Source organism: Blastococcus sp. MG754426, assembly GCF_021699055.1.
Classification (GTDB): domain Bacteria; phylum Actinomycetota; class Actinomycetes; order Mycobacteriales; family Geodermatophilaceae; genus Blastococcus.
In genome coordinates, this window is sequence record NZ_SSXC01000005.1 from 29,209 (window position 1) to 51,467 (window position 22,259).

Here is a 22,259-nt window from a genome sequence, read left to right on the forward strand (position 1 = left end):
GGATGAAGACAACGACCAGCACACGCGGCGGCATCGGCCCGCCGCGCCCTCCGAGCGAGGGCCTAGACATAGCGCAGCTCCCGGTAGCCGGCCGCGACCGCGGCCTCGGTTCCCGGCCAGACCGAGGGCGCCGGGGCTGGTTCCGGCCCGGGTCCGATCAGCCAGCGGTCGCCGGTCCACTGCATGCGCTGGCAGTCGGCGATCGCGATCCGAGAGGTCTGCTCCACGGTGACCGTGAACTCGAAGTCCACGCACACCACCGCGAAGTCCGGTCCCACCGTGCCCTTGACCAGCCCCATCAGCGGGCGGACGACGATGGCCAGCTGCGGCGACCCGGCGCTCGACAGACCGGCGGCCGATAACAGCCGCGCCATCCCGTCCACCCCGGACCACGTCTCGGGGGTGGGGCCGCCCGGTGCGGCCCACTCTGCGATGACCTGACGCACGCCGTCGACCGATCCGCTCTCCATCGCGGTCACATCGATCGCCGCCAGCTGGGCCATCGCTCCCTCGGGAGTGCGGGGAAAGCCGGTGGGCACCTCTGCCGGACCGATGCCGGTGGGCCGTGGCAGCTCGATCACGCCGGCTGCCTCGGTCGCCAGCGGGCCGGGCAGCGCGGCCTCCGGCTCGGCGGGCGGCATGGGAGCGGCGGCCAGCGCATCCTGCCGAGACATGTCCGTTGCCGGAGCGGCGACCCGTGGTCCGGCCCCGGCAGGGGCAGGGTCGTCGTCGGCGAACGTTGTGATGACGGCGAGGACCAGTCCGGCCAGCACCGCCAGCGCCACCAGGGCGCTGACCACGAGAAGCGTCAGCAGCCGAGCCGGACCCCACTCCGCCGCACCGCTCGCCTGGTGCCTCTGACGGCGGCCCATCAGGTGCACCCGCTGCCGGTGATCGAGCCGAGGATCGTCAGGATCACCGTGTAGGTAATGGCCACCATCACCACCACCGCGACACCCATCGCCCCGTACCGGGAGGCGTGCGGATGGGAGAAGATCCGCCCCACCAGGATCGAGCCGAGCGACATCACCGCGCCGATGCCGATCAGCGCCAGCACGCCCCACTTCACCCAGGCGGTCACGTCGTCGGCGAAGGCCTGCATCCCCGGCGGCGCCTCCGGGCAGACCGCCGCGGTGATCTCCACCGGCGCCGCCGTCGCCGGCCCGGCGCCCAGCACCAGCATCCCGGCGAGCATGAGCACGACGGCAAACGCTGCCCGCACCGCCGCAGGCGCGGTCCCGCGTCCGCTCCTCATCGGCTTCCCTTCGGGCCGTTCCGGGACTGGGCTGCTCGGCGCCAATGGCGAGGCTGCGGTTCCGCGGCCGGCACCAGGAGCGCGGCCATGGCGCGGCCAGCGGCCGCCACCGGCTTCGGCAGCTGGTCGCCGGTGAGACCGGCGGTCTCCAGTCGGCGGTCGAGCGGAACCTGGACCACTCGCCCCCGCGACCGCAGCTCACGCAGTCGTGGTCCGCAGCTGGCCTCAACCGCCCGCGGCCATCGCGCCGGGCCGACCGCGGCGACCACCGGCTCGCCGTCGGCGGCGGCCAGCACGTGCTCGGTCTGACGGACCGCGGGAACCGTCACCCGGGTGACGACGACGTTCGCGCCCTGGGTGAGGTATCCGGGTGTGTCGAGCAGCGCGGTGGTCAGCGACCAGCCCGCATCGACCACCAGCAGCCGATGGGTGTCGTCGGTCTCCGGTGGCGGCGGGAGCTCGCCGTCGCCTGGGCGGGCGAGGCGGACCACGTCGAGTCGGCCGCGCCGGCCGCGTCGCCAGCCGACGCCGTCCGTGCCCAGTTCGATGGTCGAGGCCGTCGTCAGCCCCGACCGGACCGGTTCGGCGTAGTCGATCAGCTGGACCTGCCGGCTCTCCGCCAGCACTTCGGCGACCGCCAACGCGACCGTCGAAGCGCCGGCCCCGGCGTGACCGGCCACGACCAGGACGACGGGACCGCCGGCATCTGCTGCCACCCAAGGACGCGGACCGGCAGCTGACCGGTAGGTGCGGCCGGCGACCGCAGCGCCGGACGCCTGGCCTGTGCAGGCGACATCGTCACCGCTGACCTCGTCGAAGATCCCCGCGCGGATCGCGATCACGGCCGCGCGCAGCGCCTCGACCGTCATCGGTCGGTCCTCAGAAGGACGCACGTCGTTGGCGATCGCCAACGACGTCGACGACAGGTCACGGCTCGTTCGGCCGCTCCTCGATCCCCGACGCGGGGCTGCGGTCTGCATGCGCCGACCGTTGCGCTCCAACCTCCTGTAGTTCTCCAGTCAGCTACAGCACAAAGGTCTCCTGGCGAGGGCAGGCATGCGGCGCGCAGCGGTGGTGACGGTGGGCTGACCGCTGGCGAACTACTGGAGGATTACGGGAGAACCGACGCCGCGTACCGTCCGAACTGCGCGCTCCGGTTCCGGTCAGGGCCGCTGGGCGAGCGTGGCCAGCAGGCGATTGTGGGTGTCAAGCCAATTGCGCAGCTGCGGGTGGACGAATCCGACGACGTCGAGAATGTCGGTGTAGCGGTCGCCCAGCGGCTCGGTCAGCAGGGACTCGTGGTGGGCCACGCGGTTGCGCAGGACGTGCAACCGGGCGACCGGAGCCTCCAGCAGGCGCCGATCGGATCCGGGCAGGTAAGGGAAGGCGGGTCGCAGCGCCGGCCAGAGGGAGGCGGTGTAGCGGCGGGCGAGCAGGAACCGCCAAAATCCGAACCCCAGTTCGGCGACGACCTTGCCGGGCAGCAGCGGGGCGTCGGCCCGCTGCAGCCGCTGCCTGGCTCGGCTGATGTCGTCGCGGGCGTGCTGGGAGAGCTCTCGGGCGGGGTCGTCGTACCACTGCCCGGCCCTGTCCAGCCGCTGATGACGAGCGGTCAGAGCGTCGTGCAGGGCGTTGCGCAGCACGACCTCGACGTGGCCGAGGACCTCCCACAGCGCACCGGCGACCGCCGCGTTCCACAGGTAGAGCTTGACCGCACGGTCCAGGTCCCCACCGGTGGCGCGCACGTAGGTGGCCAGACGGGGCGCGGACAGGTGGCGTTCGACGAGCAGCGCGGTCGCTGAGGGCTGGTCGGTCGCATCCGACGATTGCCCATCTCCGGGTGGAGGCGTGGACATGTCAGACCCGTCCCCGTAGACTCGACGGCGAAGACCCCGGAACGATCCCTGGCCTCGGCCACATCGCCGGGGTTTTGTTCTGCTCGGGAGCGGAGCGTGCCGTTCCGAAGTCGGCGGACGCAGTCATGTGTGACCGGTCTGCCGGGGAGCGCCGACAGCGCGGCGCGGAATTCCGTGCTTGTCGAGTACACGGCGGACCGCCGTCGGGGAACGGTCGATCAGCTCGGCGATCTGCCGCAGCGAGCGGCCGGCGGAATACTCCGCGACGACGAACGCCTCCAGCTGTGCCTGCAGCCGCTGGCCGGGCACGGTGCCGGTGCGGGCGGTCCCGGCGAACGCGGGCAGCGGGCGCAGCTGCGGCCGGGGCGGGTACGGCATGGCTGGTGGGACACCTCCCTCGTTGTGTGCGCCTCTTGCGGCCTGTCCTCACGAGGCCCGGTCGAGGAAATGCCGGCGGGCGCGGTTGATGGTCTCCGCGGTGCTCATGGGCAGGTCCATCTCGTCCTCGCCGTCGTGGATTGCCACGATGCGCGCGACGTAGGTCTCGGCTTCGGCGCGGCTGCCCTCGAGGTAGGCGACCCACATCGCGTCGAGAAGCACCTGCTCGTCGTCCGGCGCGACGAGCAGGGCGGTGGCCGCGGCGGTGCGGGCCGAAGTCAGGTCGTCGTCGGCGAGGGCGGCGGTGACGACCTGGTGGGCGACGTCGCAGATGGCCGCGGTGAGCGTGAGATCCAGTCCGTCCAGCCACTCGTAGCCAGCTGGGCGCTGGGCGAACGGCGGCCCGGACACCAGCTCGAGTGCGGCCAGCAGATCGGGCAAGCCGTCGTCGCCGCGGACGGCGGCACGGGCCCGCAGCTGGCGGAACAGGTCGGCATCGACGAGCACGCCGGTCAACGTGTACCGGCCGCGATAGCCGGAGCTCAGATGCTTCTCCCCGGTCGCCGGGTCGTCGCCGAGCCAGGCTCGGGCACCGGCGGTCATCCGGTGCACGTAGGCGCGGACACTGACCGGGTCGGTCTTGCCGCCGCGGGCCGGTTGCAAAGCGGTGGCGGCCTCGTCGGCGGTGGCGCCGTGGGAGCGGGTGGCCAGATAGGCGACCACCTCTTCGTAGCGCCGCCGCCGCCCGGACCTGGCGACGGCGTGCTCGTCGCCGTGCGCGCGCAGGGTGACCGGTCCAAGCAGGCTCAGCCGTGGCCGGGCGCAATCCGGTGACCACCAATCCGCCACGTCACGGTCAAGTTGCTCGAGGTCGTCCTCGATCCGCTGACGCAGCTCGGTCGGGCGCGACTCGCCTGGCGTCTTCTGACCGTTGTTGCCATCCGCAGCCTTGAGACGGTCCTCCGGCGGCACCGGCCCGAGTGCAGCGCCAACAGCAGAAGGCCGGCGGGCTCGCCGTGCCGGAGGCACGCGGTCCGGAGCGTCGCCGGGCTCCTTCCCCGCCGCGTCATCGAGCAGCGCGCCGGCGGCGTCGGTGTGGATCTGCCACGGCCGGTTTCCGTCGGATGCGGGGATGGCGTCGTCCATCGCATCGCGCTCGAAGGCCAGCAGGGTGGCGATGTCGTAACCCTGCTGGGCGCTCAGCGCTGGGGCCGGGAGTGACAGTCCGAGTGCCGGGACGAGCAGCGAACCGTCGTCGGTCAGCGTGAGCAGCCACTCGTCACTGACCTGGGGCGACTCAACACCAAGCACCAAGGCGACCGCCGCACGCCGCTCGCGGGCTCGCAGGACGGCGGCGGTCTCGGCCAGCTCACCGCCGTCCTGCGGCTGATGAGTAGTGAGGACGATCTGAGGCATCCAGCCGTCGCCGGCTCCGGCGCGCAGTCGCCCGTCCAGCACGTCATCGGTGTCCCGGTCGATGGCTTCCCGCAGGGCGGTGTGCAGCGCGGGGTCGGCGGCAGTGCCCACGGGATGGATGCGGTGCGGCGCCAGGTCGACCAGCTCCTCGCCAAAGCCGACGGTGGTGACGGTGAGCAAGTCCGACCAGCTGTTGACGGCCAGTTCCGCAGCCAGGTGCCGGACGAAGTCCTCACATCGCTCGGCCGGCCCACTGACGTGGAGCGTGCCGATGCGTTCCAGATCCAGCAGCCATCGATCTGTGCCGTCGGTGCCGATAGTGACCAGGGTCGGATAGGGGGCCAGACGTGCCCGGGCCACCTCGGGAGCGACGCTGATGTCCTGATCGAGCTGCACCGACCACCACAGGCCGGTGTCGTCGGCGGTCCATGGTTCGGGCGGGGGACGGTCGGCAGGGGCGTCCAAAAGAAGCTTCAGGCGGCCGCCATCCAGCCGGGCGGCGACGACGTCCGGTAAACGTCCGTCGGGGTACTCCGATAGCCGCACAGCCAAGCTGCGAAGGGCGCGGTCAAGCGCGGCGTAGTCAGCCGTGCCCGCGTCAGCTGCCGCAGTCACGGCCGTCTGCGTGGCCGACAGCGCATGCGGCACCGGGGCCAGCCGTCGGCCGGGGCGCCGGCGGCGCTGTCGCTGCCGGCGATGGGCGAGCCACGTCGCGCCCACGCCAGCGGCCAGCAGCGCGCCGCTGCCGGCGAGGACAACCGCCAGCTCCGACGGGAACTGGTCGGCATCGGAATCGGCATCACGGCTGTCGGTGTCGACTGCCGTTTGCTCCTGCTCGTCGGACGGACTCTCCGATGTCGAGGCCGGTGGTGTCGGCGGGGGCCCAGTCGGCGGGGGTGCCTCAGCCTCATGCGGCGGGAGCGGCGACGGCGGCGCGTCCTCGGCCGGTGATTCCGAAGCGGCCGGCGGAGGCGTCGGGCCGGAGTTTTCCGGGCCGGCGGACGGGAGGTCGAGGACCTGCCCGGGTCGGATCAAGTCGGGGTCGGTGAACCGGCCGCCGCCGGGAAGCGGTTCGCCGGCGTTCAGGTCGAAGATCGGCTGCCAGTGCTCCAGGCCATGCAGCGCGGCGATGTCGGCGAGGGTGTCGCCGGACCGCACCGTCACCTCGCCGGCGGCCACTCCCTGCTCCGGAAGCGTCGCGTCGGATGGGAGGACCAGGACCCAGCCGGGGCGGATCATTCCCGGGTCGGTGAGGACGGCGCCGTCGGGCTGGGGCCGGCCGCGGTTGAGCTCGAGGATCTCCTCGAACCGCGTCCAGTCCCCAAGGAAGCGGGCGGCGATACGGCCGAGGGTGTCGCGCGGCTGCACCGTGTAGGTGGGGCCGTTCGCGGCAGGCTCGGCCGGCGCGGCAGGCTCGGCATCCGGTGCGGTGGAAGGTATCGGTGGCGGCTCGTCGGTCGGCTGCTCCGCGACCACGGGCGGTCCGGCGAGCGCCGGGGCGGCGAACAGGGGCGCGCCCCCGACGCCGACGACGGCGGCAACGAGCAGCCCGGCCAGCTGCTGCGGTGCCGCCAAGCCGGGCAGCCGCAGCGGTGGGAGACCGCGCAACTGGGCGGCGAGCTCGACGGCCACCGACAAGGCGAACACCGCCCACGCGGCCCAGCCGATCACCACGAGCAGGCCAAGGAAGACTGCACCGCTGTCCGGCCCACTTAACGCGCCCGTGACCTGCGCCCCGGAGGGCAGCTCATCGGGTAGGTAGGCGCTGCCGAGCCGCCACAGCCCGATCGGAACGCCGGCGACCGCAGCAACCAAGGCGAGCAATGCGAGCAGTCGACGTAGCACGTCCAGCGCCCGCGGCGTAGTGGTCATGGCTCCGCTCCCGCGTCCTGGTCGGTAATGAGGTCGGCGGTCCCGGAGCCCTCCACGGTCATGGTCTGGATGCCAATGAGGCCGAGGAAGGCGGTGGGCTCGGTGATCGTCGTGGTCACCGTCAGGGTGTCGCCGTCCACAACCGTCACCGCGCCCTGCACGCCGTTGCGGTCGAGATAGTCCTGGGCGGCGGCGACCGCGGCCGCCGGGTCCACCCGCACCTGCCCGGCGAGAGCGGCGGAGACGTCGAGGGCTTGGCCACCCGCGCGGGCGGCTTCGTCGGCGACGGCGTTGGCGCGCTGGGTGGCGGCCACCTTGGCGCCGCCGTCGACGGCCAGGCCGATGATGAGCAGCAGGCCGGGGACAAGGACGGCGAGGAAGACACCAAGCGCCCCGCGCTCGGCATCCTGGTCTCGAAGGCGCTGTCCGTGGGTCATCGTTCGCGGTAGGCGTCGACGGGGCTGGTGAAGGTCGCATCAACGGTCACAGAACCCGGTAGGCCGGGTGCCAGAAGGTCGGCCATGCCGACGACGCACGTGATCGACACGGTGACGTCGCCGGGCTGGCCGGGTGGCGCCTGGAAGCCGCCGGTGTCGACGTCGATCGTGGTGCTCTGACACCGCAGGTCCTGGGCGGTCAGGGTCCGCTGCGCCTGCGCGCTGGCCAGCATCGTGGCGGTGGCGGGATCGCGGGCGAGGGAGGCTTCCCGGGCGGCCGCGCGAGCGGCCTCGGCGACGGCGCCCTCGGCGATCTGGGTGCGTCCGGCGACGACGGCGAAGGACAGCAGCAGGAGCAGCGCCGGGGCCAGCAGTGTTAGTTCGACCGACACCGAACCCCGCTCCACTGCCCGGCGGTTCATGGGGTGGGCCGTTCCACGGGGCCGACGGCGCTCTGGGTGACCGACCAGCCGGACAGGCCGGGGAAGAGACTGATGGAGGTGCCGGTCACGGTCACCTCGATGCTGGTCGGTGAGCCGGCCACGGTGACGGTCCGGCCGGTGAGCAGGTCGGAGGCGGTCTGGTCGAGGAAGCCCTCGGCCGCCGATTCGGCGCGCGCGGTCGAGGCAGGCTGCACCCGGCCCTCGCGGGCGCCTTCCTGAGCAGCGCCGAGGGCGACCGAGCGGGCGTGGAACCACAGGGCCGCCTGGATCAGCGTCATGACCAGCAGGAGCACGACGGGGAACGTGACTGCCAGCTCAACCGACGCCGCGCCGCGCTCCCCCGACAGCCGTCGACCCACCACGCCGCTGGTCCGGCGGCCAGAGGCATGACACAGCCGGGACAGCGGTGTGGGGCCGTGGGGGCTGGCGGAGCGGGCCACGGGGTGGCTACTGGATCTGGGCCGAGCGGGAGGTGACAGCGTTGGCGATGATCGCGACCAGCGCGACGGCGATGCCGATCAGCGCCACCGTGATGATCACCTGCTCCACCGACAGCGAGCCCCGCTCCGGCTCGTCGCGGAGATCGCGGAGCCGCTCGCGCAGGTCTGAGCCCAGGGCCATCAGGGTGGTGATCAGGGGCATCATGGGACTTCCTCAGAGGTCGGTGTTCTGGGTCAGGTCAGGTGGCCATGAGTCGGGCCAGGGCCGGGTAGAGAAACAGCAGCAGGAAGGCGATCGACAGCAGGGCGACGGGAGCGGTGAGCTTCTCGCTGGCGGTGTTGGCTGCCGCCTCCTCCTCGGCCAGCAGCTGCACCCGCAGCGACTGGGCGCGGGCCCGGAGCGTCGGGGCGATCGAGGCGCCCTCGACGGCGGCGACCGCGGCGATGTCGGCGACGTCGGCCAGCTCGCCGACCCCGGTGTCGGCGGCCAACCGGCGCAGCCCATCCCACGGCGGCTCCCCGGCCAGCCGGGCGGCGACCAGCGCGTCGGTGATCCGCTGAAACACCCACCCGTCGCCGAGCGCGGCGGCTCGTTCCAGGGCGATGGTGGGACCCTCGCTGGCGTCGCGGCGCAGGCTGACCAGGTCCAGATAGGAGCACAGCGCCCGGCGCACCTGTGAGCGAGCCTCGGCGGCCTGATCGCGCACGACGAGGTCGACGACGAAGAAGAGGACGACGGCCAGCGCCAGCGATCCGACCACCGGTATGACCACTGGCATGCGGACGCCGACCGTCCCGAGCACGGCGGTGAGCAGCGGCACGAAGCCCGCGCCGAATGCGGCCAGGCCCACCTTTCGTGCGGCGTAGCCCTCCGGCGTCCAGCCGATCAAGCGCAACGCCTGGGACGGCGCCCGCCGCCCCGTCGCCGGCAACCGGTCAGCGGCCCAGGTGCCGGCGCGGCCGGCCGCCCGTGCCCACCGGTCACTCGCCGCCGGAACCGGTCCGACCAGTGTGGGTACCGCGCGCCCGTCCAGGCGGACCAACGCATCGGCCAGCTGCGGCTGTTCGACCACGAATGCGGCGCGTAGCAGCAGGAACACCCCGAGCCCGACGATCGCGCCGGAGCCGATCAGCAACGCCTGGGTGCCGCTCACCGGGCAGGCACCTCCTCCGGCTCGAGACTGTTCCGCCGGCCGCCGTCGCGATCGACCAGGAATCGGGTCGACGGCACGGCCACGGTGAGCCGGCGCATCCACAGCAGGCAGGCGACCATCAACCCGGCGATGGCCGCCAGCACCAGCTGCCCCAACCCGGTGCCGTAGGGCGCCAGGTAGTCGCCGTTCAGCGCCGCCAGGCCGGCCGCCGCAACGGTGATCAGCAGCAGCCAGCGGGCATTCGCGCGAGGTTTGGCGCGGTCGGCCTCGACCTTGCGGCGCATGGTGACCTCTTCGCTCAGGCTTCCCGCCAGCTCGGTCAGCACCCGCGCCAGGCCTGGCCCGCGCAGTTCCGCACCGAGCAGCAGGGCGCCGACGACCAGGTCCCCGGCGGCGTCGTCGAGATCGTCGGCAAAGGCCAGCAGCGCCCGCGACGTCGGCCAGCGCGCCTGCAGCCGCGCCGCCAGCGTGTCCACCTCCACCTGGATCGGCGCGGGTGCGGTACGGGCTGAGCGGATCAGCGTCTGCTCCAGGCCCCCACCCGCGGCCAGTACGTCGGAGGTGCGACGCACCCACTCCTGCAACGCCTCCAGCCGCTCCACCGCGGCGTTGCCGGCGGCGAACTGCGCCAACAGCCACGGCACGCCGACCACCGCCAGGCCGACCAGCACCCCGCCCACCGGCCAGCCCGAGGCCAGCCACACGGCGGCCGCTGCCACGGCGGCGGCCGCCCACAGCGCCCGCTGTCGCCGTGCCGCCGGCCGGTCGCCCTGCGCCATCGGAGGCGGCTTGCGCCGCGGCCGAGCCGGCGGTTCCGGGGCGGTGAGCGCGTACGCCGACAGCAGCAGGCCGGCGACCAAGAGCGCTCCGCACACGCCGGCCAGCAGACCTGCGCCGCTCATCGTCGTCCCCCGATCGTGCCGGCCCAAGGCCCCTGGTCGACGCGCAACCAGCCGGGGTCGAAGCCGACCCGGACGTAGTCGGGGAGGTCGACCGGATCGTGCTCGGGAACCGCCCGACCGTCGGGTCCCGGAGCGAAAACCTCGGTTACCGCCGGGCGACCGCCCTCGCCGATGCCGTTGCACTCGACGACCTGGCTGACGAACCGCTGCCGCTCACCCCCGATCCACCGTTCGTCGACGGTGGTGATGTGCACGACCAGGTCGATCGCTGACGCGCACGACCGGTAGGCGTGTTCCGGGGTGACCGCAACGCGCCCGCGCATGCACAAGTTGGCCAGCCGCTCGAACGCGTGGTGTGCCGAGCGGGCATGCAGCGTGCAGCACGACCCGCCCTCGCCGGCCTCCATCACCTCGATGAGGGGCCAGGCCTCCTCACCGCGGACCTCTCCCAGCCACACCCGGGACACGTTCATCACCAGCGCCTGCTCGACCAGCTCGGTCAGCGTCACCTCGCCGAGGCGGCGGCCGTCCGGGCCCCGTTCGCCGGTGCCCTCCCGGGCCTCGAACGGCACCACCCGGGGGTGCCGGTCGGGGAGCTCGTGCAGCAGCAGCTCGAAGTGCTTCTCGATCGTGGCCAGGTTCTCCTCGATCGGGAGCTCGTTGGCGAGCGCCCGCAGCATCAGCGTCTTGCCGGCGCCCTGCGCGCCGGTGACCACGATGTTCTTCCGCGCTCGCACCGCCGCCCGGAGGAACTCCGCCAGCGGCCGGTCGATCGCGCGCAGGCCGACCAGGTCGTTGAGGTCGACGTTGCGGATCCGGTGGCGGCGGATCACCAACTGCGGACGCGGAACGGTCTCGATCACCGCCGCCAACCGCGACCCGTCCGGCAGCCGCATGGTCAGCAGCGGACTCGCTGTGGTGAGTGTCCGCTCGGCGCGGCCCAGCCGGGCGGCGATGTGCTGCAGCTGTCGCACGAGGTCCTCGTCCGAGTCCGCGATCGGGTCGACCCGGATGTCGCGGCCGTCGGCGTAGCCGATCCACACGTTGTCGTGCCCGTGCGCCTCGATGTTCTCCACCAGCGGGTCGTCGACGTAGGGCTGCAGCCGGCCGAGCCCGAACTGTGCAGCGAAGACCGCCTCGGCGATCGCCCGTTCGTCCTCCGGGGTGGGCACCGCTTGCCCCGCGCGCATCCGCTCGCGCACCAGCTCATCGACGCCGTCCTGGACGAGGGTGCGAGCCAGCTCCTGCTGCGCCACCGCACTGAGTGTCGGGCGGCGCTTGAGCTCTGCGGCCAGCGCCGTCGCCGTCGCTTCGTGCAGTCGGCGCACCAGCGCCCAGTCCACCGAGGCCGGTGACGCGTCACGTCGGCGAGGCACGGCCCCGGCGCCGAAGTGGTCGGTGGCGAGGTCAGCGGACACGGCCGCCCCCGATAGTGGTCGCTGTCGAAGGAACGGGCGCCGGCGGTGGTGCCAACCGGGATTCGTGCGCCGCGGCGAACTCGACCAAGCAGGTCGCGACCGTCCGCGCAGCCCGCAGCAGCGCTGACTGAGCGAACAGCCGACCGGCCGGCGCACCATCACTGAGTACCGACGCCGCCTTGGCATCGCGCGGCAGCGACCCGATGACCTGAACGCCGAGCGCCTCGCCGATCTCCCGCTCGCCGTACGGCTCACCCGGCCCGACTACCAGCGTGGCCACCCTGCCGACGTGGCCGTCCCCTCCGCGGAGCTCGGCTATCGCCTGCGTCGCGGCACGTACGGAACGCAGCGTCGAGCCGGTCACCAAGACCACGGCGGCAGCCCGCCGCACGACGGCGGCCGGGAAGTGCTCGGCGCGCAACCGACCGCAGTCGGCGATCACGTCAACCGCGCCGTCCTCCACCGACGCCAACGTGGCGCCCAGTCGATCCCAGTCCACGTGTCGGGCGCCGGCAGGATCGGCCAGGCCGGGTAGGAGCCGCGCCCGCCCCTCGGAGTCGAGCCGCAGCAGTTGGCTGTCCAGGTGTCGTGCCAGCCCGCCCCGCCGCGCCGCGAGCTCCACGTCGGCCAGCCCGCCAGCGGACAACTCACCTCGGCCGTATCCCGCCAGCACGTCCCCGCCCGCCGGGTCCAGTTCGGCCAGTACCACCGGCCGCGGCCAGGACAGCGCCAGCGCCAAGCCGCTGGTGGTCACCCCGGGCGCGCCCTTGGTCGAGCACAGCGCGATCAACACGGCAGCCGCCTACTCGCCGGCGACCACGACGATGGCGACCAGTCCTGCAGCGGCGCGGGCGGCGACGTCCGGCCCGTCGGCCGCGGCGACGAGCACGTCGACCACTCGCAGACCGTCGGTTCCCGGCGGACCGGTCTGCACCACGGTCGCCTCCACCCCGCCTGGAGCCCCTGCCTCGGGCGCGACTGGAGCGCTGCCGGCGGCCACGGGCACCAGGAGAACGTCATCCCCGGGCCGCAGCGCGGTCGTCGGCAGCTGCACCGTCGACACGCCGACCCCGACCAGATGCTGGTCAGGGGCCGGGAGGCGCTGATCGGTCAGCGCGTCGCGGGTGAGGAGGGAACCCGACGTCAGGGTGGTCGCCGCCACCATGCCGATCACCTGGTCGCGGTCGCCGTACGGAATGGGCTGCAACGCCGGATCGGGCGAGATCCTCGCTTCCACCAGGTCGGCAGCGGTGATGGCCTGACCCCAGGGCACCTCCCGGGCGAGCGCGATGACCGGGGACGTCTGACCCAACGACGTCGCGAGGTAGGTAGCCCCCAGCGCTCCGAGGACCACCATGGTCACCGCCAGCGCCAGCAGCGCCGGACGGCGCCGGCGACGCGGCGGCGGCAGCACCGGTGCCCGGGAAAGCCCGGTGCCCGCCCCGAAGGGGGGCGCCGCGCTGGTCCCCGGCGGCTGGGTGCGAGTCATCAGCTACTCCGGTCCTGGTTGAGGACGTGCAGCTCACCGACGAACAATTCCGACGACGAGGACAGCTCCAGCGTCTCGGTTCCTGACAGCCCCCCGCCGGACCAGGTGACCGTCCACGTGCTCGTCGCGGTGATCGGCCACGGGCCACCGCCCGCCACGTGTCGGCTCGACGTCTGCGCGTAGACATGGCCGCAGTCCGGCGACTCACCCTGAACCCCGGGCGCGTACGGCGTCCCGGCGCCGCAGACAACCGTGGTGCCGTCCCCCATGTCCCAGGTGACGTGGCTGACTTGGCCCACGGCCGCAACCGTGACGCCACCGGCCGACACCGACTGCCGGGTCGGTCCGAGGAACTGCTCTCCGCGCTCGGTCCACATCCACACCGGCAGACCCACCAGACCACTGGTAGACCCGGGTGGCGGCGCCATCCGGATCTCTGGTGCACGCATGACGAGCAATGCGATCGCCTGCTCAGCCAAAACGCGCGGGTCCACCGGCGGGCCAGCGGGCGGAGCCGAGCCGTTCGGTACGAACACGAGCATCGTGGTGAGGCCCGAGCCGTCCACCCGTGGACAGACCTGCACGTACATCGCTCCGTCGGCCGGAGATCGTCCCTGCCACAGATGGCTCGTCGGTGCCGGCTGCGGCTGCGCCACCGTGTACGTGCACGGGTTCTGAGGTGAGGCCTCTCCGCCGGTCTCCTGTACTCCACCGGAGCTGACGCCGTCGACTACGGGAGCTGCGTCCGAAGCTTGACCGGGAGAAGTCGCCTCGACCAGGCAGACGCCGGTCTGCGCATCCTGCTTGGCGCACGCGGCGGGTGCTGCCACAGCGTTGCCCACCCCGCCAGGGGCCGCGAGCATCGCGGCCACCAGCAGGACCACGCCGACCGTCCTCAGCATGCTCGGTCCGTCAGCGGATCCAACTGGTTGACCAGCCACGGGGATCCGGGCTCGGCCTCGTAGCGGGTCACGGTGATGTCCCAGACGTAGCGAGACGGAGTCCCGGGTGGCACGACCTCGCCGGTCTCCACCCTCACCACGCGCGTGCTCTGGCTGTCGTAGCAGCCCGTGATCCTCACGGTCGGCCCGCCGGGAGCCGCCAGATCGACGTCGGTCACCTCCAGCTCGACTACGGTGTCGCCTTCCTGGCGGAGGCCGATCGTCGCGTAGTCCCGTACTGCCGTGACCGCGAGCAGCGCGGCGGGGTCGCCCGAGAACCGCCGGATCTCCGGTTCCCAGTCCCGGGCACCGGGGTCCTGCTTGGCCGCGTCTGTCACGCGCAGCATCTCGTTGACCACCGTGGTCGCGGCCTCTGCCGCCTCGTCTTCGGCGGTCGGCGCGTCGCTCGTCAGCGGAGAGGGCGACGGAGTCTGCGAAGACGAGGACGTCGTCGTACTCGGCGAGGAGTCCGGACTGGCGTCACTTGCCGCGCAGCCGGCGAGGGGCAGCAGCGACAGGAGTACGGCGACCGTCCACCGCCGTGTGGTCATCGCGACTGCCCTCGCCGGGGCCGCAGGCCACGCTTCGGCATGAGCATGACCCGGAAGCGGGCGGGCTGCAGGCACGCTGGCCGCTGTCACGCTCGACTCTGTCGTGCGGGCCATGGGCACCTCCCGGGCGGTGGTGGGGGAAATTACCACCGAGATCGCCCGAGGAGACAAGCCTTTCCTCCCGTAAGTCTCCTGTTCAGCCGCCAGGAGACGCCAAGGCCGCGTGGTCGCTGCGCGAACGACGGACGGCCGCCTCCACACGAGCGACGTCCACACCGAGGACTTTGGCGACGGCTGCGATCACCTTGGCTGAGTGATCCACACCGGGGCGACCGTCCTCCAGGCGCACGTAGGTCATGACTGACAGGCCGGGCGCAGTCACCTGGTTCGTGGCGAATCCGGCCGCCAGGCGGAGGGCGGCCAAGGGCGGGTCATCCGCATCGACGTCGAGCAGGTACAACGGGTCGACGCCCAGCGCAGCCGCCAGCCGCGGCACGAAGCGGGGTCGCGGGCGCTCAAGCCCGGTTTCCCAGACCCGGATGCGCGCCGGGCCGGAGAGCTCAAGCTTCATGGCCAGTTCTTCTCTGGTCAGCCCCACGGCCTCACGGGCAGCCTGCAAGCGGTCACCTCGAAGCAGTGGCCGCGCCATGGCAGCTCTCCCCCACATCACCCGTTCGGTGGACCCCGCCGGTGGCGCTGAACCCTAGCCGCAACCTCGACTCCGTCAGACGGGCCTCGTCGTGGCACGAGGCCACTTTCGTTGACCGGAGAACTACAGGAGCACTACCGGAGAACGCGCTCGGAGCGGAGCGGGTCGAGGTCATGCGGGCGGGACTGCGCGGCCGAGCTCGCTGCGCTGTCCGTGAGGGCGCCCCACCATTTGAGGAGCACCCGGGCAGTAGCTACTGGCCCCGTACACGAGGCTGAGCTCCGGTACTTCTCCAGGGATTCCCCAGTAGCCGAAGACCCATCCGAGGCGCCGGCCCATCTGATGACAGCGGGCCGGGCGGTGCTCCCGTTCACTGGAACGAGAGAACTTCTGGAGCCTCGTTCGCGACCGTTGGACGGCAGGCAGCAACCGCTCCAGCACGGTTCGAGCCCGTGGCTGCGGAGCGGGACAGTTCCGGAGGATAGCGACATGGGCGATGCGCAGCTGCTCCACGACTTGCTGGGCGCCGATTCCCTGCTGCTGACGCCGGAGGAGGCGGTGCGCCTGCTCCAGGGCGGCTGTGGGACGACCATCCGTCAAAGGCCTCCGGCACGGGCGGATGCCGGTGCTAAGGCGCTTCCGTTCCAGCCCGACGTCATCGCTGGTTGGGAGGGATTGCGGTGAACCTTGAGGACCTCAGGGCCAGCGGCTCCGCCGTTGTGACCATCGCGCAGGCGGCCTCGGTATTCGGTGTCGACGTCCGCACGGTGACCCGGGCCATCGAGAACGGCGAGCTGCCGGTGATCCGGTTGGGTCGACGAGTACTGATCCCACGCCTGCCCCTGTTGGCCGTCCTGGGCGTGGCAGTCGACGACGCTGTCGGAGGCTTGAACGACACCTCTGCTGGTAGCCGTTAGCCACGCACTCCACAACGACCCAGCTGATCGCTACGAGGACGCCCAGCGGCCCCGTACCGACAAGTCGCCGCCCAGCCGACAACGCGTCGTCTGGGTAGGGTTGGCATACCCGTGACTGAGCTGGCCGACCGGTCGGCAGTCGGGTCTGCGAAGGATCGCCGCGTGATACTCCGCGTGATACTGCCGCCCGCGCATTCGGGGGTATCTGGATGCAATTCTAGGTCGTCTCGGCGTCTCTAAAGAGGGCCAAAACGGTGACCAGGTGCCGACCGCGGCCACCGGCTCTTGTGCGCCGTCGCGGTCCGCTCAGCGGCGTGCGCTGAGTGTGGCGTCGGCCAGGCGTGCGGCCACCGCTTCGATGCGGGAGTGCTGCTCGATCCGGGCGACCAGTCGCTCCGGGATCGCCGTGGCGCCCGCCCACGCGCCGACGATGGAGCCGGCGATGGCCGCGATGGTGTCGGTGTCGCCGCCCATGCGGATCGCGAACAGGACGGCGGTCAGTGGGTCGTCGGGGTGGCGCGCGGCGGCGCACAGAGCGGCACCGACCGCCTCGTGCGCGGCAATCCCGTTGCCGGTCCGGCGTGCGGCCTCGGCCGGGTCGGAGGTGTCCAGGAGGGCGCCGGCCGCGGCGACGGCGGCGCGCAGCTCCGCGGTGGTCGCCGCCCGGCCGCAGTCCTGCAGCACGATCTCGGGGGTCACTTCCCCCCGGTTTGTGTCGTGCAGGCCGCTGTGCACCGCCACGGCGACCACCGCGGCTCCGTCCTGGCCGACCGGGTGGGCGTGGGTGATGGCCGCGCCGCGGCGGGCGACCTCGGCCACACGGGGCAGGCCGCCGGGAAGGGCGCCGGCCGGCGCGGCCCGCATCGCACCACCGTTGCCCAGCGACCCCTGCCCGCCGAAGGACCGTCCCGCCTCGGTGCGCCAGTCGGCACCGGAGAGCACGGTGGCGAAGATCCGCGGCGGGTTGGCCCCGTAGCCGCGCCACGGCTCCGCCTGCCATGCCTGCGCGAACGCTCCTGCGAGTCGGTCGTCGTCGACGTGGTTGCTGCCCGCCGAGTCGGCCAGGTGCTCGGCGAACGCCAGCTGCATGGCGGTGTCGTCGGTCCAGCACAGCACCTCGTCCGACTCCAGGAACCCGTGGAGCCGGCGCGGGTCGATGTCGGTGGAGCCCTCGAACGGGGCTCCGAGGGCGTCGCCGAGGGCGCCGCCGAGGAGCAGTCCGCGGATCCGGTCCAACCAGGCTTCTTCGTTGGGCTGCTCGGTCAGCTGTTCCTCCCGACGGTTGCGATTCGGGATAGCGGGCTCCCTCCTCCGCGGTGAGGACGGGCGGGCCGTCCACACCGCTGCACGATCAGCAGCCGGGCGGCGAGCTCGCCCGTTCCAGGGGTGGCGATTGCGGTCAGGTCGTGGGCTGCGCGGTGACGGCGCGGGGCCGGTAGTCGGCCGGGATCGGTCCGTTGGCGCGCTCGGATCGGGCAAGTGCATCGGCGTCGCAAACCGTGCAGCAGTGCGTGTCGGTCCACCCGACGACCGACAGCTGGGTGCCCCGCGAGTACTGGGTCAGCACCTGGGGGCGCACCACGAGGTCGTCGCCCCCGCAGGTGGCACAGCGCACCCGTTCGTCGCGCGGGAAGGTGCGCCCGCAGCGCTCGCAGTGCAGCTCGATGCCGCCGGCGCCGCGTCGGCCGACCAGTTCCTCGGTCTCGCCGCAGCGGGGGCACTCGAAGTGCAAGGGCATGGGATCAACCTCCTTCGAGGATGAGCGAACGCCGCGCTGGCAGCGACCCTCGCGACGAGTCCCATAATCTACCCTCACGTGAGGGTCGAGCAGCGCGTCCCCCGGGGTGCTCCCCCACCTGCGGGGCCCGATGGCTGTCGTGGCCTTCGCCGTGCAGATGGGCGGGACACCGACACCATCGTGGCGAGGGCGGATGGATCGCCGGCGCCGAGGTCCGGTCACTGCGGACTGCCCCTTCCTGATGGACGCGCCGGAAATGTCCGCCGCAGCCCACCGGCTGGGAACCGTCCAAGGATCAGGTACGTGGCCGCCACCGTGACCGTGCCGATCATGGCGCCCGCAAGGACGTCGTGCGGGTAGTGGACGCCCAGGGCCACGCGGCTGAGGGCCACCATGGCCGCCACCGGTAGGGCGAGGACCCACAGCCGGGGAGCCACCGCCACGGCTGCGACGGCCAGGCCCGCCGCCAGCGTGGCGTGGTTGCTGGGAAAGGACCAGTCACCGTCGGGAGGGCAGGTGACCAGGCTCCGCAGCGCCATCGCCCGGTGGCACGGGCGGGGCTGGTCGACGACGGTCTTCAGCAGCTCACTGACGAGGTAGGCCGACAGCGTGGCGGCGACCCCTGCGGCGACACGAACCCACGCACCTGATCCGGTGCGCCGGGTCGCTCCGCCGGCGATCAGCAGCACCAGCAGCGCGGGCACGCCCAGCTCACTCACCAGCTGCACCGTCGTCCGCCCCGCAGCCGGCCAGCCGGAGGTGTGGCTGACCACGGACCGCTGCACCATCACACTTGCCGCCGGAGCAGTCGCGAGCCAGAAAACGAGCGCGGCACCGGCGGCCGCGAGCCCCAGCAGTGCCCCCTGGCCCACGACCGAACGCGGGACGGGGCGAGCCAGGCGATCACCCGAGCCTGCATCGCTCACCGAAGCGGGCGGTGGCTGGAACTGCTCGCGGTCCCCAGCAGGTTGCTGTGGTCCAGCGCCGCCCGGTATGCCGCCTCCTCGGGGGACTGCAGCGTGCTGTGGGCGATGGGCATCCCGGGCAGCACGACCGTGGTCGGCACGCCTCGCTGCTCGTCGCTCCAGGTCCGGACGTCGGTGAGCAGGTCGACCAGGACCTCCAGGGGCTGTGACCGTTGACCGTGCAGGTCGGGGAGCAGCACGCCGCGGCCGCCGACGAGCGGTTTCTGCGGAAGGGGGCACATCGGACGCCGCCTTGCGGGGATGGTGGTTCAGGCGTGGGAAGGGGACGACGTCTCGAGGGCCGGCCCTGGGCCGGTCGCTTCCGGCACTTGGACGCTGATGCGGTTCCGGCCACGGCTCTTGGCCTCGTACAGGCCCCGGTCGGCCCGGGCGATCAGCGCCTGCGGCCCGTCCGTTTCCGCGCCGGCCACGCCGAGGGAGACCGTGAGGGCTCCGCCCGTGGCTGAGGTGACCGCCTGCCGGATCCGGTCGGCGACGACGACGGCTTCCCGGTGATCCGCGGTGAGCAGGACGGCGAACTCCTCGCCGCCGAGTCGGTAGATGCCGTCGCCGCGGCGGCAGACGCCGCGGATGGCGGCTGCGACGCGGACGAGAGCCTGGTCACCGGCGGGGTGGCCGTGCCGGTCGTTGTAGCGCTTGAAGTGGTCGATGTCGACCAGCAGCAGAGTGGCGGGCTCCGGATCGCAGCGGCGGCGCCGGCTGGTCGCCGTGCTGGACAGGCGGCCGGCGAGGTCGTCGTCGAACGCCCAGCGGTTTCCCAGACCGGTCAGGGCATCGGTGTGCCCGCGGTGCTCGAGCTCCGCGATGACGCGCTGCACGGCGCGGCCGTGGCGGACCTCCAGCACCAGGCTCACCAGTGCGACGGTGGCCGGCAGCGACAGGCGGAGAGGGACCTGCCGCTGCCGGGGGCGGTCACCACGACCGGTGCGGGCCCCCGGGCCCCCACCGGGACGGGCGGCGGCCACCACGAGCTGGCCGATGGCGAGCGCCGCCATGGGCCATCGCCCACCGACCAGCCGCGCGGTCGCGGTGCGGTTCACCGGCCCTGGGGGGCGACGGCACCGCGCGCGATGACCGAGGTCACGCGGGCCGTGAGGCCACTGCGGTTGAGGGCGATGGCTCTTCCCGTTGCCGTGCCGTGTTCGAGCGCCGTGCGCTGCGGCCGGTCGGGCCTCTCCTGCCGCATCCCGGGGAAGGCCCGAGTGATCAGGGGTGCCCCGGCGGCGTCGGCGATGGTGCGTGCCTGCGGGTGGGGCAGGCGGCTCACGTCGACGACCAGGTCCAGCCGTTCGGGACGGACCCCACCCGGTGCCGCGCCACCGGCCTCGGCGGTTCCGGTCGAGGAGGAGGCGACGGTCAGGGTGTGGCAGGTCGCGGGGCCCAGCAGGGTGCGGAGGATGCGCGCGGCGATCCGGCTGGAGCGGTTGAACTGGCGATAGATCCCGATGACTGCCTTGTCGGGCCGGACGTCCAGCGCGGTGAGCTGTTCGACCGCCTGATCGGCCAGGTCGTGGAGGGCTTGGATGTCCTCCGTTGCCAGAGCCGAGGCGTCGCCGGGTAGCTTCACGCCGGCACGCCGGGAGGCGTTTCCGCCGGCCGTTCGGATGATTCGCGTGGTCGGATCGAGTGGAATGGGTCGGCTCCGGTCTTGTCGGATGACGTGAATGGACAGGTGGGCGGCAGGACGTCCCTCAGGCCCCGACCGGTAGATCGGGCAGGTACGGCCAGATCTCCCGCGGGCTGGTGAAGCTCCGCGCCGGCAATTCTTCGAGCAGGATCAAGATGTCGGGGTCCGCGCCGTTGCGAGAGGCGACCTTCCGCATTTCCTCGGTGGTGATCGGGCCGCGGTCGAAGGCGTCCCCGACGAAGTCGAGGATCTGCATCCGGGTCAGTGCCATGGCTTCCTCCGATTGGCTGGTCGTTCAGTGAGCAGTCCGTGCGGTCACCGCACGGGGGCGGTACTCGGCGGGGATCGGCGCGTTGGCCCGCTCGGAGCGCAGCAGTGCGTCGGCGTCACAGGCGGTGCAGCAGTGGGTCTGCGTCCAGCCGACCACCGACAGCTGTGTTCCGCGGGAGTACTGCGTGAGCACCTGTGGTCGGAGGACCAGGTCGGTGCCGTGGCAGCTGGCACAGCGCAGCCGCTGGTCCCGGAGGAAGGACGCTCCGCATGATCCGCAGGCGATGCGGATGCCGTCGACTCCGCGGGCGCCGATCAAGTCCTCGGTCTCCCCGCAGCGCGGGCACTCGATGTGCATGGGCATGGCCGGTCCTCCTTCGTGCAGGTGAGCCGCGCTCCGTCGGGCAGCGATCCTCATCCCCGATAACTCTACATTGACGTAAGGGTTGATTTCACGTCGGGTTGGAGCCGCGGGCTCAGCAGCCGGGACCCGGGTCGTCGAACAGGGACGGCGTCACCCGATGGAAGTCCAGGACGAGCGGGATGGTGCGCTGGGCGAAGCACCGATAGAGCTCCGCCTGCCGGAGGTCGAGCCGAACCTCACCGCAGCGATCCGCGGCCAGCAGGGACCTCAACTCCAGCGTTGCCCGGTCCGCCGGCATGTCCAGCAGGGCCAGCACGCGGGCGAGATCGCCGACGAGCGCGTCCGGGGTGGTCGCGGCGCGGGCGGCCGAGCGCAGCAGGATGCGCCTGGCGGCGTCGCCGGCCTCGTCCATGGACGGCCAGGCCAACGCGGCCGACAGTTCCATCAGGGCGGCCTGCAGGACGCCCAGCGCGTCCTCAGGTGGATCGACGACGTGCAGGCCGACCAGTCTCCATCGACCGTTCGCGGCCGTGATGGCCCGTGAGGAACCGGGTACCGGGATCGCCCGCCGCGCCGAGCGGTAGGCCGCCAGAACGGCCCGACCATCGGAAAGCGGAGCGGGCAAAGACCGGGCCATCATGGAATCGGAGGTGGCGAGCGCGAGCGGCTGGAGAAGACGGTGCTCCACCCGGTCCAGGAGGGCATAGAGGTCGGGGTCGTCGGGCAGCAGGCCCGCCGGGGCCCACGACCGCACACCGCCCACAATCGCGCCACCCCCATCCTCGGGGCGCTCGGAATGGTCCGCCGAGGGGCGCGTCCAGACCTCGGCCACGATCTCCAGGTCGCCGAGGATCCGCACCAGCGCTTCCTCGGCGCGCGGATCGATCCGGGCCTCGCCGGCAGCGCCGCCCACCGGGTCGGCCCCTGCCATCTCGTCGGCCAGGCGCTTGCGCCACCAGTGCACGAGCCCCTCCGCCTCCCGGCGCATGTCCTCGTAGCGACTGGCCGCCCGTCGTGGGAAGGCGGGGTCGTCCATGGGCTTCTCCGTCAGGGTCCGAGGTGCCGGGGTCCACGACCGAGTCAGTCGCGCGGCAATTACTCTAACCTTACGTTAGAGTCGAGTGAACGACCCGGGGACATCCCCACAGGAGGGCAG

29 protein-coding genes are annotated in these 22,259 nt (G+C 72.4%); 2 read left to right on the forward strand and 27 right to left on the reverse strand.

The window, feature by feature from the left end; all coding sequences use genetic code 11:
* Positions 1–62 precede the first annotated feature (62 nt).
* The 18 genes from E9549_RS03865 to E9549_RS03950 form a co-directional block, all read right to left on the reverse strand.
* Positions 63–872, reverse strand: coding sequence for a hypothetical protein (locus E9549_RS03865; protein ID WP_163206318.1), 810 nt, complete (start codon positions 870–872; stop codon positions 63–65).
* On the reverse strand, positions 872–1,222 hold the full coding sequence (locus E9549_RS03870; protein WP_236825268.1) for a hypothetical protein: 351 nt from the start codon (positions 1,220–1,222) through the stop codon (positions 872–874). The genes E9549_RS03865 and E9549_RS03870 overlap by 1 nt, the downstream gene beginning before the upstream one ends.
* Before the next feature lie 29 nt (positions 1,223–1,251).
* Positions 1,252–2,124 (reverse strand): hypothetical protein, encoded by an 873-nt coding sequence (locus E9549_RS03875; RefSeq protein ID WP_236825269.1) that lies wholly within the window; start codon positions 2,122–2,124, stop codon positions 1,252–1,254.
* Positions 2,125–2,418: 294 nt separating this feature from the next.
* Positions 2,419–3,111 carry a hypothetical protein gene (locus tag E9549_RS03880; protein ID WP_236825270.1) on the reverse strand — a complete coding sequence of 231 codons (693 nt, stop codon included), beginning with the start codon at positions 3,109–3,111 and terminating at the stop codon, positions 2,419–2,421.
* Positions 3,112–3,234: 123 nt separating this feature from the next.
* Complete coding sequence (locus tag E9549_RS03885) at positions 3,235–3,489, reverse strand: helix-turn-helix domain-containing protein (protein WP_163206310.1); 255 nt, start codon at positions 3,487–3,489, stop codon at positions 3,235–3,237.
* 48 nt (positions 3,490–3,537) lie between these two features.
* Positions 3,538–6,777 (reverse strand): LysM peptidoglycan-binding domain-containing protein, encoded by a 3,240-nt coding sequence (locus E9549_RS03890; RefSeq protein ID WP_236825271.1) that lies wholly within the window; start codon positions 6,775–6,777, stop codon positions 3,538–3,540.
* Positions 6,774–7,214, reverse strand: coding sequence for a TadE/TadG family type IV pilus assembly protein (locus E9549_RS03895; RefSeq protein ID WP_163206306.1), 441 nt, complete (start codon positions 7,212–7,214; stop codon positions 6,774–6,776). Before E9549_RS03895 ends, E9549_RS03890 begins: the two co-directional genes overlap by 4 nt.
* Positions 7,211–7,636 carry a TadE/TadG family type IV pilus assembly protein gene (locus tag E9549_RS03900; RefSeq protein WP_236825272.1) on the reverse strand — a complete coding sequence of 142 codons (426 nt, stop codon included), beginning with the start codon at positions 7,634–7,636 and terminating at the stop codon, positions 7,211–7,213. The genes E9549_RS03895 and E9549_RS03900 overlap by 4 nt, the downstream gene beginning before the upstream one ends.
* Positions 7,633–8,019 (reverse strand): TadE/TadG family type IV pilus assembly protein, encoded by a 387-nt coding sequence (locus E9549_RS03905; protein WP_308113044.1) that lies wholly within the window; start codon positions 8,017–8,019, stop codon positions 7,633–7,635. The genes E9549_RS03900 and E9549_RS03905 overlap by 4 nt, the downstream gene beginning before the upstream one ends.
* An 85-nt stretch (positions 8,020–8,104) precedes the next feature.
* Positions 8,105–8,302, reverse strand: coding sequence for a hypothetical protein (locus tag E9549_RS03910; protein ID WP_163206302.1), 198 nt, complete (start codon positions 8,300–8,302; stop codon positions 8,105–8,107).
* A 34-nt stretch (positions 8,303–8,336) separates the two neighbouring features.
* Positions 8,337–9,251 carry a type II secretion system F family protein gene (locus E9549_RS03915; RefSeq protein WP_236825274.1) on the reverse strand — a complete coding sequence of 305 codons (915 nt, stop codon included), beginning with the start codon at positions 9,249–9,251 and terminating at the stop codon, positions 8,337–8,339.
* Positions 9,248–10,153 (reverse strand): type II secretion system F family protein, encoded by a 906-nt coding sequence (locus E9549_RS03920; RefSeq protein ID WP_236825275.1) that lies wholly within the window; start codon positions 10,151–10,153, stop codon positions 9,248–9,250. The genes E9549_RS03915 and E9549_RS03920 overlap by 4 nt, the downstream gene beginning before the upstream one ends.
* The gene (locus E9549_RS03925; RefSeq protein ID WP_236825276.1) at positions 10,150–11,571 is read right to left on the reverse strand and encodes a CpaF family protein; all 1,422 of its coding nucleotides are present in this window, start codon (positions 11,569–11,571) and stop codon (positions 10,150–10,152) included. The genes E9549_RS03920 and E9549_RS03925 overlap by 4 nt, the downstream gene beginning before the upstream one ends.
* Positions 11,561–12,364, reverse strand: a complete 804-nt coding sequence (locus tag E9549_RS03930) for a hypothetical protein (protein ID WP_163206294.1) — start codon at positions 12,362–12,364, stop codon at positions 11,561–11,563. Before E9549_RS03930 ends, E9549_RS03925 begins: the two co-directional genes overlap by 11 nt.
* A gap of 9 nt (positions 12,365–12,373) precedes the next feature.
* Entirely contained in the window at positions 12,374–13,060 is a 687-nt protein-coding gene (locus E9549_RS03935) for an SAF domain-containing protein (RefSeq protein ID WP_236825277.1), read from the reverse strand.
* Entirely contained in the window at positions 13,060–13,944 is an 885-nt protein-coding gene (locus tag E9549_RS03940; RefSeq protein ID WP_236825278.1) for an ATP/GTP-binding protein, read from the reverse strand. Before E9549_RS03940 ends, E9549_RS03935 begins: the two co-directional genes overlap by 1 nt.
* Positions 13,945–13,955: 11 nt before the next feature.
* On the reverse strand, positions 13,956–14,552 hold the full coding sequence (locus E9549_RS03945; protein ID WP_236825279.1) for a hypothetical protein: 597 nt from the start codon (positions 14,550–14,552) through the stop codon (positions 13,956–13,958).
* 196 nt (positions 14,553–14,748) lie between these two features.
* On the reverse strand, positions 14,749–15,201 hold the full coding sequence (locus E9549_RS03950; protein ID WP_236825280.1) for a helix-turn-helix domain-containing protein: 453 nt from the start codon (positions 15,199–15,201) through the stop codon (positions 14,749–14,751).
* 489 nt (positions 15,202–15,690) lie between these two features.
* On the opposite strand from E9549_RS03950, the gene E9549_RS03955 reads away from it, so the two are divergent.
* The gene (locus E9549_RS03955) at positions 15,691–15,885 is read left to right on the forward strand and encodes a hypothetical protein (RefSeq protein ID WP_236825281.1); all 195 of its coding nucleotides are present in this window, start codon (positions 15,691–15,693) and stop codon (positions 15,883–15,885) included.
* Positions 15,882–16,118 carry a helix-turn-helix domain-containing protein gene (locus E9549_RS03960; protein WP_236825282.1) on the forward strand — a complete coding sequence of 79 codons (237 nt, stop codon included), beginning with the start codon at positions 15,882–15,884 and terminating at the stop codon, positions 16,116–16,118. Before E9549_RS03955 ends, E9549_RS03960 begins: the two co-directional genes overlap by 4 nt.
* Positions 16,119–16,424: 306 nt before the next feature.
* On the opposite strand, the gene E9549_RS03965 is transcribed toward E9549_RS03960, so the two are convergent.
* The 9 genes from E9549_RS03965 to E9549_RS04005 form a co-directional block, all read right to left on the reverse strand.
* A complete protein-coding gene (locus E9549_RS03965; protein WP_236825283.1) occupies positions 16,425–17,354 on the reverse strand; it encodes an ADP-ribosylglycohydrolase family protein in 930 nt (309 codons plus the stop codon).
* 163 nt (positions 17,355–17,517) lie between these two features.
* Positions 17,518–17,856, reverse strand: a complete 339-nt coding sequence (locus E9549_RS03970; protein WP_236825284.1) for a hypothetical protein — start codon at positions 17,854–17,856, stop codon at positions 17,518–17,520.
* A gap of 218 nt (positions 17,857–18,074) precedes the next feature.
* Entirely contained in the window at positions 18,075–18,575 is a 501-nt protein-coding gene (locus E9549_RS03975) for a phosphatase PAP2 family protein (RefSeq protein ID WP_236825285.1), read from the reverse strand.
* 203 nt (positions 18,576–18,778) lie between these two features.
* Positions 18,779–19,063 carry a hypothetical protein gene (locus E9549_RS03980; protein ID WP_236825286.1) on the reverse strand — a complete coding sequence of 95 codons (285 nt, stop codon included), beginning with the start codon at positions 19,061–19,063 and terminating at the stop codon, positions 18,779–18,781.
* 27 nt (positions 19,064–19,090) lie between these two features.
* Complete coding sequence (locus E9549_RS03985; protein WP_236825287.1) at positions 19,091–19,882, reverse strand: GGDEF domain-containing protein; 792 nt, start codon at positions 19,880–19,882, stop codon at positions 19,091–19,093.
* Positions 19,879–20,409: a hypothetical protein gene (locus tag E9549_RS03990; RefSeq protein ID WP_236825288.1), complete on the reverse strand. Its 531-nt coding sequence runs from the start codon at positions 20,407–20,409 to the stop codon at positions 19,879–19,881. The genes E9549_RS03985 and E9549_RS03990 overlap by 4 nt, the downstream gene beginning before the upstream one ends.
* A gap of 124 nt (positions 20,410–20,533) precedes the next feature.
* The gene (locus tag E9549_RS03995) at positions 20,534–20,740 is read right to left on the reverse strand and encodes a DUF2795 domain-containing protein (RefSeq protein ID WP_236825289.1); all 207 of its coding nucleotides are present in this window, start codon (positions 20,738–20,740) and stop codon (positions 20,534–20,536) included.
* 24 nt (positions 20,741–20,764) lie between these two features.
* A complete protein-coding gene (locus tag E9549_RS04000; protein ID WP_236825290.1) occupies positions 20,765–21,103 on the reverse strand; it encodes a hypothetical protein in 339 nt (112 codons plus the stop codon).
* A 112-nt stretch (positions 21,104–21,215) separates the two neighbouring features.
* On the reverse strand, positions 21,216–22,139 hold the full coding sequence (locus E9549_RS04005) for a hypothetical protein (protein ID WP_236825291.1): 924 nt from the start codon (positions 22,137–22,139) through the stop codon (positions 21,216–21,218).
* Positions 22,140–22,259 lie beyond the last annotated feature (120 nt).